The 12,284-nt window shown below is 71.2% G+C and carries 7 protein-coding genes; 5 read left to right on the plus strand and 2 right to left on the minus strand.

Annotation, left to right across the window (positions count from 1 at the left end):
- Positions 1–74: 74 nt before the first annotated feature.
- Positions 75–2,408: a serine/threonine-protein kinase gene (locus Manayef4_RS03680; protein WP_256388606.1), complete on the plus strand. Its 2,334-nt coding sequence runs from the start codon at positions 75–77 to the stop codon at positions 2,406–2,408.
- Here Manayef4_RS03680 and Manayef4_RS03685 read toward each other — a convergent pair.
- Positions 2,390–3,820, minus strand: coding sequence for a class I SAM-dependent methyltransferase (locus Manayef4_RS03685; RefSeq protein ID WP_011435179.1), 1,431 nt, complete (start codon positions 3,818–3,820; stop codon positions 2,390–2,392). The two genes, Manayef4_RS03680 and Manayef4_RS03685, sit on opposite strands and share 19 nt — an antisense overlap.
- A complete protein-coding gene (locus Manayef4_RS03690; RefSeq protein ID WP_070130604.1) occupies positions 3,817–6,405 on the minus strand; it encodes a haloacid dehalogenase in 2,589 nt (862 codons plus the stop codon). Before Manayef4_RS03690 ends, Manayef4_RS03685 begins: the two co-directional genes overlap by 4 nt.
- Positions 6,406–6,919: 514 nt before the next feature.
- Between Manayef4_RS03690 and Manayef4_RS03695 the strand changes: the two genes are divergently transcribed.
- The 4 genes from Manayef4_RS03695 (at position 6,920) to Manayef4_RS03710 (ending at position 12,274) form a co-directional block, all read left to right on the plus strand.
- Positions 6,920–7,876 (plus strand): ABC transporter permease, encoded by a 957-nt coding sequence (locus tag Manayef4_RS03695; protein ID WP_070130605.1) that lies wholly within the window; start codon positions 6,920–6,922, stop codon positions 7,874–7,876.
- 119 nt (positions 7,877–7,995) lie between these two features.
- Positions 7,996–9,258 carry an ABC transporter ATP-binding protein gene (locus Manayef4_RS03700; RefSeq protein WP_070130606.1) on the plus strand — a complete coding sequence of 421 codons (1,263 nt, stop codon included), beginning with the start codon at positions 7,996–7,998 and terminating at the stop codon, positions 9,256–9,258.
- A complete protein-coding gene (locus tag Manayef4_RS03705; RefSeq protein ID WP_070130607.1) occupies positions 9,255–10,673 on the plus strand; it encodes a glycosyltransferase family 2 protein in 1,419 nt (472 codons plus the stop codon). The genes Manayef4_RS03700 and Manayef4_RS03705 overlap by 4 nt, the downstream gene beginning before the upstream one ends.
- Positions 10,670–12,274 carry a glycosyltransferase gene (locus Manayef4_RS03710; protein WP_070130608.1) on the plus strand — a complete coding sequence of 535 codons (1,605 nt, stop codon included), beginning with the start codon at positions 10,670–10,672 and terminating at the stop codon, positions 12,272–12,274. Before Manayef4_RS03705 ends, Manayef4_RS03710 begins: the two co-directional genes overlap by 4 nt.
- Positions 12,275–12,284: the final 10 nt, after the last annotated feature.

Consider the following 12,284-nt stretch of genomic DNA (forward strand, 5'->3'; position numbering starts at 1 on the left):
TGGGACCCGAGACGCCCTCCGGACCCGCCGCTCGGTCGGGACGGGGGACGTCCTCGGCGCCGGGCTTCGGCCCGGTGGGCGGCAGCGGTCTGACGGGGCCGTCCATCGAGCCCCTCGACAGCGGCGACCCGACCGAACTGGGCCAGTTCACGCTGCTGGGACGCCTCGGTGAGGGCGGGATGGGGACCGTCTTCCTCGGGCGGGGCAGGCCGGACGTCGCCGAGCACGCCGGCCGGCTCGTCGCGGTCAAGGTCATTCGGCCCGACCTGGCCCGGGTGCCCGAGTTCCGGGCCCGGTTCCGCCGGGAGGCCGACATCGCGCGCCGGGTCGCCCGCTTCTGCACCGCYGAGGTACTCGGCGTCGTCGATCCGCCGGACGGGCGGCCCTACCTCGTCACCGAGYACAYCGACGGCCTCACCCTCGCCCAGACGGTGGCCGCGGACGGCCCGCTGCGGTCGGCCGACCTGGAGCGCGTCGCGGTCAGCGTGGCCGCGGCGCTGACCGCCATCCACGGCGCCGGCCTCGTACACCGTGATCTCAAACCGTCCAACGTGCTGCTCTCAGCCTTGGGTCCCCGCGTCATCGACTTCGGCATCGCCCGGGCGCTGGACGCCCCGACGATGCTCAGCCAGGAGATCCAGCGGATCGGTACACCGGCGTTCATGGCCCCAGAGCAGGCCAACGGCGAGCCGGTGACGGCGGCGGCGGACGTCTTCGCGTGGGGTGGCCTGGTGACCTATGCGGGCACCGGTTCCTTCCCCTTCGGGGACGGGCCGACGCCGGTGCAGCTCTACCGCGTCGTACACMGCGAACCACTGCTCGACGGTCTCGCTCCAGCCCTGCGGCCGATCGTCGAAGAGGCCATGCGCAAGGACCCGGCCACCCGGCCGAGTGCCCAGGAGCTGTTCCTGCGTCTGGTCGGAATGGGTCCGACCACGCATCCCGACCCGGAGGTGACCCGCGTCATCCGTGCCGGGGTGTCGATGCCCGCGCCCCCGCAGCGGACCGACCCGGACCGCTGCGCGCCCGGACAGATGTCTGCCCCGGGCGGGTCTGCCTCAAGCGGGTCGGTCGGCGCCGGGCCGCCCGTCGACCTGTCGGCACGGGACCGCGGCCGGTGGAACTGGCGCCGCGTCGCGCTGCTGGCCGCCCCGCTCCTCGCGGTCCTGCTCATCGCGGCCCTCATACCATTCGCGCTCACCACCGGCAGTGACCGGCGGCCGAGCCGGGAGGAGACGGCCGCTCGCGTCGCTCTGGCCGCCGAGGCCGTCCGCAACTCCGATGCGAACCTGGCCGCCCGGCTGTCCCTGGCGGCCTACCGCATCAGCCCGGTGCGGGAGGCCCGCGCCGCCCTGCGCACCTCCTTCGCCGCCGCGACGGCGACGGTGCTCGACGGGCACACGCAGTCGGCGCTCGGTGTGGACATCAGCCGGGACGGGCGCCTGCTGGCCTCGACCGGTGCCGACAACCTCGTCCAGCTGTGGGACATCTCCGCGCGTTCCCATCCGGTGAAGCTCGCCACCCTGGCCAGGCACACCTCGTGGACGCTCGACGCGGCGTTCAGCCCGGACGGACGGCTGCTCGCCACGGTCAGCTACGACCGGTCGGTGATCCTGTGGGACCTCGGCGATCCGCGCCACCCCGTCGAACTCTCCGTCATCCTCGGACACAACGGCTGGGTACTCGACGCCGCGTTCAGCCCGGACGGGAAGGTCCTCGCCACCTCGGGCTATGACAACACGGCCCGGCTGTGGGACGTCACCGATCCGCGCCGCCCCAGTCAACTGTCCGTGCTCGACCGCCACACCAGTTGGGTGAACGAGGTCGCGTTCAGCCCGAATGGTCACCTGTTGGCGACCGCCAGCGCCGACCGGACGGCCCGGCTGTGGGACGTCACCGATCCGCGCCGGCCGCGACCGCTCGCGGCCATCACCGCGCACACCGACTACGTGTGGGCGGTCGCCTTCAGCCCGGACGGCCGGCGCCTCGCCACGGGCGCCTATGACGGTACGGCCCGAATCTGGGACATCACCAATCCGTCTCGGCCGGCGGCCACCGCTTCCTTCCCGGCCGACGAGAAATGGGTGTTCGACGTGGCGTTCAGCCCGGACGGCAGGACCCTGGCCACCGCGGGCTGGGACACCACGGTGCACCTGTGGGATGTCACCGAACCGGGCCGGCCGCCGGCGATCGGCACCATCACCGGGCACGGGGACTGGGTGCAGGCCCTGGCGTGGACACCGGACAGCCACAGCATCGCCACGGCAAGCGACGACTACACCGTGCGCATCAGCCGGATCGGTGACGCCGACCTGATCGCCGCCGCGTGCGCCGACCCGTCGAAGCAGATCACCGATGCCGAATGGCAGCGCCACATCTCAGACGTGCCCTACCAACCGGTCTGCTGACCATCCGAGGTCCGCTCCGAGGGCGGTCGCCGCATGCCCGGCGGCGCCGCTGCCGGCGGGGGTGGCACCGGGGTGGCCGAGCGACGGCGCAGCGCGGGCAGGGCGCCGCGACCCGCGCCGGCATCGGCGATCCGCGTCTGTACCCTCGCCAGGCGGTCCTGTCCGGTGGTGCTCAGCCGGGACCGCAGCACCGAGTTCGCGATCCGCGCGACCTGCATCAGCTTGGGCTCGTCGACGTCCGCGGCCGCCCAGTGGCTCTGGGCCCACCGCTCCTCGCGTTCCTGCTCGCGCCGGCGGAGCTCGGCGACCTCCTGCTCAAGCTGGGCGATACGGTGCAGGTGCTCGAGCTCGATGGCCGCGAGCCGGCTGCGCTCGTCGTCCAGGCGCGCCCACTCCCGCTGCCGCGCCCGGGCGACCGCCGCCGCGGTGTCCTGCAACCGCAGGACGTGCAGGTAGAGGTCGATGCGGTTGCGCTCCAGGCGGGAAAGTAGCCGGTTGGACACCCACGGAATGAGCAGGTCGGCGACGCGACGCGCCCAGGGAGCCCGCCGGTCGATCACCACGCCCAACCCGAAGATCGGTGCCACGGTGAAGAAACGCAGGTCAGGGTGGTCTGCGACGAAGTCCTCGACGGCCGTGCGCACCCCGTTACGCGGACCGCCCTCGGTCAGCGCCCAGGCGAAGGCTCCCATGCCCCGAAATCCCCCGGGAACCGTCTCCCTGTTGTCGATCTCGACACCGACGTCCCACGAGTGCGGCTGCCGGGCGCCCTCGGGAATGCGGTCGGGGTTGTAATACTGGTCGCGCCGGCCTGCCGGCCAGCCGACGTCGTGCAGGATCACCAGGGGAAAGTAGGACCGGCCGAACAAGGTGACCGCTCGGTCGATCTCGGTGAGCTCGCCGTGCACGGTGGCGTAGTTGTGGTCCCCGTCGATGAGGTAGGCGTCGGTCGGCGCGTGGCCGTCGAGCGCCTGCGGGCTGTGCCCCCGGATCACGTGCACATCGAGGCCCCCGCCGGAGGCCGGCGACACCCCGGGCTCGGGATCGATGACCACTAACCGCCCGCCACCGCCACGGCGCAGCAGGTCGACGAGGAGCGAGGTGGTGACCCCGCTCTCGGAACCGATCTCCGCGATGCTGCGCGCCCCGGACGTCTCCAGCAGCGGCACCCAGATCTCGCGCAGATCGGACAGGGAGTGCAGGAGCAGGGGCGCCAGCGTGGGTTCGGCGGCGTCCCCGACCTCGACGGCATGATCGCCCTGCCAGGTGGGCGCCGTGCCTGGTCCGGTGCCCGGTCCGGTGCCTGGTCGGGCCTCGAGGTCCGTTCCGGCGTCCATCCCGGCGGCGACGGCGGCGAGCTCGGCGAAACTGTCCCGAACCTCGCTGCGCTCTGAGTCCGGGTGGTCCGTCACCGCGATCCCCCGAGCTCGCGCCGGATCTTGCGGGCCGCCCGCAGCGGCAGACCGTCGCGGGCGGGCTCCGCCGCGGGCAGGGCCAGCGGATCACCCCGGATGCCCATCCAGCCGAACGCCAGCTCGACGTCGAGGGCGTAGACCCCGGCGAGCTGCGGCTGTGTGGCGAGGTCGATCGTGTAGRCGAACTGTGGGTCGTCCCCGGTGATCTCTACCAGGTTCGGCTGGAGCAGCCGGCAGCCGAGGAGGGCGAGCTGCTGGGCGGGATCGTCCAGCGAGGTGATGGTTATCTTGTCCGGCTCTGGGGTGTTGTTGATATGAAAGGACAGCGTCAGCCAGTCCAGGCGGAGCAGACCGCGCCGACCCGCCGGGTCGATGCGGATCCGGCGTACCCCGACCGCCTCCAGGCTGAGCCGGACGATCGACAGGCCGTCGCGGGCCGACCGGGTGACCGCCGTCTCCTTCGGACCGTTGACGAAGTCCCCGCCCGTGTCGATGTAGACCTCCACGGGCCCCGCCGCGGCCTCGGGCGAGACCTCCTCCGGYGGGATGCCCGCGGCGGCGGCCAGCCCGCTGATCACGGCCAGCGGCCGGTTCGCGACCCCGGCCACCCCGGCGGGCCAGTAAAGCTCGCGCATGGAGATCCGGTCGATGTCGGCCGGGGTGAGATACGGCATCCGGCGGACCAGCTCCGGCGGCAGCAGGCCCTCGGTGGCGTCGGAGCCGAAGTTGTCGTCGTGCGCCCAGGCACCGAAGGCCGCGGCCTCCACCGCGGTCGGCCGGGCGACGAAGCGGGTCAGCGTCCGCAGCCCCGCCTGGCGCGCCCCGGCGCAGGCCAGCGACGGCATCGGGGTCTCCGAGCGCCGGTAACGCAGCCATTCCCGCTGGAAGGCCAGGACGCCGTCCTGGACGGCGGCTCGCTGGGCGACCTGCGTCCGCGAGGTCCGGTCGATGCTGAGCACCGGATTACCCATCTCGTCGAAGGAGACCAGTGACCCGACGTCGGGCATGCAAAGCTGCTCGAGTACCTCGGGGCTACGCATGAGCTGGTTCGCCAGGGTCTCGGGCTGACCGCTTGTCGCAACATATCCCTCCAGCTCCAGACCGGCCAACCGGTGCGTCATCGCCGCCTGGTTCGTAGCCAGGTACAGGCCGAGGATGTCCAGCCCGCGGCCGGTGGAGGCGAGCAGCCGGGTGAGCAGCGCCTGGATCGTCCCGCCCCARCCCAGGTCGAGGAAGACGACCCGGCCGCTCTCGGGTAGCTGGCTGTCGAGGTAGCGCACGTAACGCTCACGCAGGCGGGACGCGGTCAGCAYGATCTCGCTGCGGATCCGCTCATCGGAACAGAGCGCCTCGAGGGTGTCGTCGAGCAGGCCGGGCACGTCGAGGCGGCGGTCGGCCAGCGCCGAGATGCCGGCGACGTTCTCCAGCCGGACCCCGAGCTGGCGCARCAACTGCCCCACACTCGGCGCGTGCCGACGGACCAGGAAGCTCCTGAGCTCCTCGGGGTTGCCCTCGAAGACGTTGGCCAGCGCGCACACCTGCCGCGACGCCCACAGCGTCGAAATGGTGACCCCGACATCCTCGCCGGGACCGACGAGCAGGCGGGAAAGGAAGTCGCCCTCCCGCATCAGGCAGTGGATGTGGTCGGCGCCGAAGTCACGGGCCCGTTCCACAGCCCACTCCGCGAAACCGGTGAAGACCGGCCCGAAGACCGTCGCGCCGGCCTCCCAGTACCGGCGCAGCCCCGCGGGGACCGCGAGGGCGTCGGCACGGTGCAGTGACCGGGCTCGCAACGCGGTCATCCCGTAGTCGCCGTCTACCGGGTCGATCGGGAGGTCGTCGCTCGGCGCCTTACGCAGACCCTCGAGCTCAAGGGTCTGCTCCAGCGCCCCGGAGTACTTCGGGTAATGGATGGCGACAAGCCCGTGCTCGCGGGCGCCCTCGACGTCGGCGACGGGGTGGTCGCCAAGGTGCACGACCCGGGACGGCCGCAGGTTCGACGCTGCGAGCATGTGCTGGAACAGCCCGTCACTCTTCGACGTCCCTGCGTCGGAGGAGGTGAAGATGTGGGTGAAGGGCACGCCGGCCAGCTCCGGCCGGTTCAGCAGCCGTTCGAGCTGGCCGGCCGAGAAGTACGTGTCGGACAGCAGGTAGACCGGCAGGCCGAGCTTCGTCATGGCGAGCTCGGCGAGCTCCACCACGGCGAGGTCGGCGCGGCAGAGCTCGCGTTCGACCGCGACCTCTGCGTCCAGGAGGTCCTGGACGCCGGGGGCACCGGGTAGCGCAGGCAGCAGCAGCTGCCAGATCTCGTCCAGCCGCACCTCATGGGTACCGCGGGTGGCCTCGGCGTGCAGGCGGGCCAGCTGCTCGGCGTGGACCCGCAGCCGGGCAAACTCGCCCGGGGAGACGCTGGCGGGCAGGTGGCCCGCGTCCGCGAGCCGCCGGCCCAACAGCACGAAGGCATGGGCGGGCTCTGGCACCATGCGCCACAGGAGGGTGTCGAAGACATCCAGAGTCAGGGCCTGTGCCCCGCCCGACTCCAGGTGCGACCACACTTCGCGTAGCCGGACGTCGGTGAACACGACCGTCCTCTCCGTGCGGCCGGTTACGACCGCTCCATGCGGCCGGTTACGACCGCCTCCGCCGGGTCAGCCACGACGGCCGGCGTGCGTCGGGATTCTCCCCCGCGGCCTCGGCCGGCCGAAGCCAGATGGACGGATCAATACTRTGAACCGTGCTCTGGCCGTCGGCCACCGGAGTGGGTGGCGTCGCCCGCCCGGCGATGGCACGGTACCGTCCGATTCTGACGAGAAGCGGGCCAGTTCGACCCTGGACACCATTGACTATTCTTCCGCAAGCAGGGCGATACTCTCGGTAGCCGGAAAAGACGGCCGGTCGAGTCGCGGAACCCGCTTGGACGTGGGACGAACCAGGGGCGCCTCGGTCTCGGTAGTGTTCAGGTCCCCGAAGTGTCGAGCCGAAGTGTCGAGCCGAAGTGTCGAGCCGAAGTGTCGAGGAGGAGCGGACAGGTGCAGCTCCAGTCGCGCCATGGCGGCGAGCGGTACCCGCGCGTTCGGGAGACGGGGAGGGCGGGCCGTGTCACATCTGGCTGACGCCGCGCTGCCGCCGGTGGCTCCGTCCGCCCCGGAGCCGCAGACCGGTCCGMCAGGGCCGCCCGGGCCGGAGCACCATCACGCGCTGGACGTGAGCCGGCTGGCCCGTCGCAGCCGGGCCCAGACGAGGGTGCGCTGGGAACTGCTGCGCAATCTCATCCGCAAGGATCTCAAGGTCAAGTACAAGGGGTCGACGCTGGGATTCGCCTGGTCACTGGCGAACCCGATGCTCCTTCTCGTCGTGTATACCTTCGTGTTCCAGATCGTGCTGAAATCAGGAATCCCCCGCTTCGGTATTTACCTGATGTCCGGGCTGCTCGTCTGGAACGCCTTCTCGGGCAGCGTGTCCGCGTCCTGCGGCAGCGTCGTGGCGARCGCGAACCTCGTCAAGAAGGTCCGCTTTCCCCTCGCCGTGCTCCCCCTGTCGGCGGTCGGCTTCGCCGCGGTGCACTTCCTGCTGCAACTGCTGGTCCTGTTCGTGGTGATCCTCGCGCTCGGCTACAGCCTGYTCGGCCCCGAGCTGCTGCTGCTCGTCCCGGCCGGAGCCGTCGCCCTCACCTTCACCGTGGCACTGTCCCTGCTGGTCAGCGCGCTCAACGTGCGTTACCGCGACACCGCCCATCTGCTCGACGTGGCGCTGCTMGCCTGGTTCTGGCTGAATCCCATGGTGTACGCCTTCGGCCTCATCCAGAACAGGTTGGYCGACCTGACCTGGGTGTATCTGCTCAACCCGATGGCCGTCGTGGTCATCACGTTCCAGCGGGCGATCTACGATCCACCCCCGGGTAACTCGACGGGCYCCGCCCCCATCCTGGCGAACCCCGGTTACACGTTCTACCTGGAACATCTCGCCGTCGCCGGGGTGATCTCCCTCGCCCTGCTGTGGCTGGGGCTGCACGTGTTCCGCGCCCTGCAGGCGGACTTCGCCGAGGATCTGTAGTCGGCCCGTGGCGGACCGGCCCTGTCCTCGTCGCCCGCCGAAGGCCCCGGGAGCCAGCACGCCGACCGCGGTGCGATCATGATGGGACGTCCGCAGGCGGCCAGCAAGGAGTAGCAGTAGTGGCCCGATACTCGTCCGCGTACCCGCCGAGCCCCRCCGCCCCGCCCGAGGGCAGGGAGGCCGCCGCGTCACCCGACCCGGCRCGCGAGGCGCCCGTGGTGATCGAGGCCGCCGGAGTGAGCAAGAAATTCGTCTCGTACCACAACCGGGCGACCAGTCTGAAGGAACGGTTCGTCCGTCGGGGCGGCCCCGCCGGGGACGACTTCTGGGCACTGCGCGACATCGACGTGACGATCGGACGAGGCCAGACGGTCGGTCTCGCCGGTGCGAACGGCTCGGGCAAGTCGACGCTGCTCAAGGTGCTCGCCGGGATCCTGCGYCCGACAGACGGACGGGTCTCGGTACACGGTCGGATCGCCTCGCTGCTCGAACTCGGTGCCGGGTTCAACGGCGAGCTCTCCGGCCGGGACAACGTCTACCTCAACGCGTCCCTGCTCGGACTGTCCAAACGGGAGATCGATCAGCTCTTCGACTCCATCGTCGACTTCTCCGAGCTGCGCCACAAGATCGACGATGACGTCAAGCACTACTCGTCGGGCCAGTACGTCCGCCTCGGCTTCGCCGTCGCCGTGCACGTCGACCCGGACGTGCTRCTCGTCGACGAGGTCCTGGCCGTCGGGGACGAGGCGTTCCAGCGCAAGTGCCTGGCCAAGATCGCCGAATTCCGGGCCCAGGGCCGCACGATCCTGTTCGTGACGCACTCCCTCGACCTCATCGAGAACATGTGCGATCGCATCCTGGTCTTGGAGTCCGGGTCGCTGTTCTTCGACGGCCCGCCGGCCGTGGGTACCAAACTGCTGCGGCAGAAGCTGGGCAGCCTGCCCGCGGGGGAACCGGTCTCCTACCAGTACGCCACGGTCAGGCCGGAGTCGGTCACCTTCAGCCACGAGCCGGGCGGGCCGCCCACCGTGCAGTACGGCCCCGGCGAGTCCCTCACCGTCAGCGTCGAGTTCGACGTCACCGAGGGTGCCCCCGAGCACGTGTACCTGCACACCTACATCGTCGGCCAGAACGAGGTGCCGATCTGGATGATGGAGACGCCACTCGGCGGGCTCGCCATCGGGCCAGGCCGCCACATCGTCGACTTCTCGGTACCACGCCTGCCCGAGCTGCTCGGCGCCTTCGCGGTGAAGGTGCACGTCTCGGACGCCGCCACCGGCGTCCCGGTCACCACCCGCCGGTTCGAGGAGCTGTTCGGCGTCGGTGGTGCGCAGGCGGACGGACTGCTCAAGGTCGACTACGATGCGAGGTTGCGCGGATGAGCGAGGAACGCCCGACCCGGCCGGAGGCGGGATCGGCCGTCGAGTCGAAGACCGTCGAGCCGCTGGCGACCATCGTGATCGTCAACTGGAACGGCGCGCATCTCCTCCCGGCCTGCCTGGACGGCATCGCCAAGCAGGAGGCGGATTTCGCCTACCAGACCTGGGTGGTCGACAACGCCTCGTCCGACGGCTCGCGGGAGCTGCTCGCCGAGCGCTACCCCTGGGTACGCGTGGTGCCCGCGGAATGCAACCTCGGTTTCGCCGGCGGCAACAACCTGGYGCTGCGCCAGGTCACGACGCCGTTCGCGGTCCTGGTGAACAACGACGCGATCCCCGAGCCCACCTGGCTCGCGGCGCTGCTGGCGCCGTTCGACGAGCCCGGCGGCCGGCATCTCGGCGCCACCACCGGCAAGGTCGTCTTCCTCCCCCGGTTCCTGCGGATCAGGCTGCACACGCCTACCTTCGTCCCGGGTCCGCACGACTCCCGCGAGCTGGGGGTGCGGGTGTCCTCGGTGACGGTGGACGGGCGCGAGGCGTTGCGCGAGGTGCTCTGGGAGAACCTCACCTATGGTGCCGAGGGACCGAGCGGCTCGCCGTACTTCTGGACCCGAGGGGACGGCGAACTGTGCGTGCCGATCCCCGACGGCGGCCCGGTCACCCTCGGGTTCACCTGGGCGGCGGAATCGCGCAAACAGGTCACCCTGAGCTGGGACGGCCCGACCGGCACGTCGGCCGGAGGGCGAGCGGACCTCGCGGTGGGCCCCGAGTCGACGACGGTGTCGCTGACCGTCGGCGGTGAGGCGCCGCGGGTGGACGTCATCAACAACGTCGGCGGCATCGTCCTGACCGACGGTTACGGTGCCGACCGTGGTTACCAGCAGGTCGACGTCGGCCAGTTCGACCAGCCGGAGGACGTGTTCACCGCCTGCGGGAACGGGATGGCGATCCGTTCGTCGCTCGGCCACGAGCTCGGCTGGTTCGACGACGCGTTCTTCCTCTACTACGAGGACACCGACCTGTCCTGGCGGATCCGGGCCCGCGGGTACGGCATCCGCTACGTCCCGGGGGCGGTGCTGCGTCACATCCACTCGGCGTCGAGCGTCGAATGGTCACCGCTGTTCGTCTTCCACACCGACCGCAACCGGCTGCTGATGCTCACCAAGGACGCGACCGCGCCGATGGCGCTGGCCGCCGTGATCCGCTACCCGCTGACCACCGTCTCGATCGCGGTGCGCACGCTGCGCCAGGCCTGGCGCGCGCGCAGCCAGCCCGCGATCCGACCGACCCTGCTGCGGCTGCGGGTGTATGGCTCCTACCTGCGGCTGCTGCCCGACATGCTGCGGGCCCGGCGCGAGATCGGGCGCAGCGCCGCGCAACGGCGGGCGAGCCTGCAGAGCTGGCTGGTGTCCCGATGAACGATCCCGCGAGAGCCGGCCAACCGGCCGAGAACGACCAACCGGCCGACGGGGTGCGGGCGGCGGYCTACAACCGGTTCTGGCACTCCATGGGCGGCGGGGAACGCCACAACGGCATGATCGCCCAGGTACTGGCCGCCGAGGGCGCCGTGGTCGATCTCCTCGGGCACTCCGAGGTCGACCTCGCGGCGCTCGGCGAGCATCTCGGGCTGGATCTCGCCGACTGCCGGTACGTGCGGTTGCCGGACCGGGGCGAGGAGGCCATCGCCGTCCTCTCCAGACGCTACGACCTGTTCGTAAACGGTTCGTACATKAGCCGGATCATGCCGAAGGCCCGCCACTCGGCGTACCTGTGCTTCTTCCCGACGCCGTTCGACCACGACATGGCGGCCTGGCGCAAGGCCGCGGTCCGCACGGCCGGGCCGCTGCTGCGCGGGGTTCGCCCAGCGGTGAGCTTCGGCCAGGGCTGGTACCCGCCGGAGGGCGGCCGCCGCCGGCAGTGGACCTGGACGAACGGGGCGGGCATCCTCGCCGTCAGCCCGGGCAAGCGGCGCACCCTGCGCGCCGATATCGGCCGGCCCGGCGCGCCCGTCGGTACGGCGTTGCGCCTCCTCGACGCCGACGGCGGCGTGCTGGCCAAGCTGCGGATCGGCACCGACTTCACCCCGTTCGAGGTATCGCTGCCGCCGTCGGCGAACGGTACCGRGCTCACCCTGGTCAGTGACGCGTTCTCGCCAGGCGCGGCGGACGTGCGCGAACTCGGCGTGGCGGTGAGCCGCCCCCGGGTCACCGATGGTGGCGAGGGGCCGATCGCCCGGCTCCCGCTGCGTTTCCCCTGGCTGCTGCGGGACCCGGCCGACCTCGGCTACCTCGACGGCTACGACGTGGTCATGGCCAACTCGCGGTTCACCCGCGGCTGGATCCGCCGGTTGTGGAAGCGCGACGCCGACCTGCTGTTCCCCCCCATCCAGGTGGAACGGTTGCATCCGGCGCCGCGGCGGGAGAAGGCCGTCGTCACCGTCGGCCGGTTCTTCGCCCCCGGCCTCGGCCACGCCAAGCGACAGCTGGAGATGGTGCAGTGGTTCGGCGACCTGTACCGTGCGGGCAACCTGCCCGACTGGACGATGCACGTCGTCGGCGGCTGTGAGGACTCTCAACTGCCCTACCTGGAACAGGTCCGGGCGGCCGGCGCGGGGCTGCCGGTGGAGATCCATCCCAATGCCCCGCGCGCCGAGGTCGAACGGCTGCTCTCGACCAGCTCGGTGTTCTGGTCGGCCACCGGGTACGGCGAGGACGATGACCGGCGTCCCTGGACGGCGGAGCACTTCGGGATGACCACCGTCGAGGCGATGGCCGGGGGCTGCGTTCCCGTCGTCATCGACCGGGCCGGCCAGCGAGAGATCGTCCGGCACGGAATCGACGGCTACCGATGGACCGGCCCGGAGCAGGTTGCCTCCTTCACTCGCCGGCTCGCCGCCGAGGACGGTCTACGCGGTCGRCTCGCCGCCGCGGCGATCGAACGCGCCCAGACCTTCTCCGATGCGGCGTTCGCGCGGCAATGGCGGGAGATCGCCATCCGRCACGGGTTGTACGAGCGGTGAACCGGCGGGG

This window comes from Frankia sp. CgMI4, assembly GCF_001756285.1.
Classification (GTDB): domain Bacteria; phylum Actinomycetota; class Actinomycetes; order Frankiales; family Frankiaceae; genus Frankia; species Frankia casuarinae.